Raw genomic sequence first — 628 nt, 5'->3', positions numbered from 1 at the left:
TAAGCTATCGAAATGAGGGGGCCCTTTTAGACGCCGATCACCCCGCTAACGGGGTCCTTTTTGCACGCCGATCCACACGCGACACCTTAGCGAAGTTCTTTTCAAAGTCAGTCGAGCACCGGTTTGAGAAGAAATTGGAGACTTTCAAGTCAGACATTCGCGACAACGAAAAGGAGCTAGAGCAGATCAGGTCATTTCTAGTTTCGGCACGGAGAGATCGCGATTCCATTATCCAGTCGAAGCGGCTGGAAGCGGCTGAAACACTTTTGCGCGCTCGCCACGGTCTCTCTCAGATGTCGATGCTCGCCGAATATATGAAACTCTTGAAGACTGATCGGATAATCAAGGCGGGCAACGACCCGAAGATCATTGAGTTTGTTGAGACCTTGGTGAAGCCATTTGACGTTGACGAAAAAATTAAGCTGCTGGGTGCAATCGATAAGGTCCTTCCGAAACTGTATCTTAGCGACAAATCGTTGAAGGTCTTCGACGCCTACGAAAGCATCATTATCCACGCAGCATTGATGATAAAGTTGCTAGCCCTTCCTGTAAGAGCCTGTCTTGAATCTCATGCGTAACGAGCGATGCGCCTGATGAGGACGACGGCAGCAGCGGCATATAGGAGTGC

1 protein-coding gene is annotated in these 628 nt (G+C 49.8%); it reads left to right on the top strand.

Annotation, left to right across the window (positions count from 1 at the left end; all coding sequences use genetic code 11):
• Positions 1–578 (top strand): hypothetical protein (locus tag AC0KVN_RS27600; protein WP_483656833.1); only part of this gene is annotated, 578 nt, incomplete at its 5' end.
• Between the last annotated feature and the right edge of the window lie 50 nt (positions 579–628).

This window comes from Sphingobium sp. SG1 (assembly GCF_057063145.1).
Note: the sequence above shows the minus strand (reverse complement) of the source record. Positions and strands in the feature narration are given on the sequence as shown.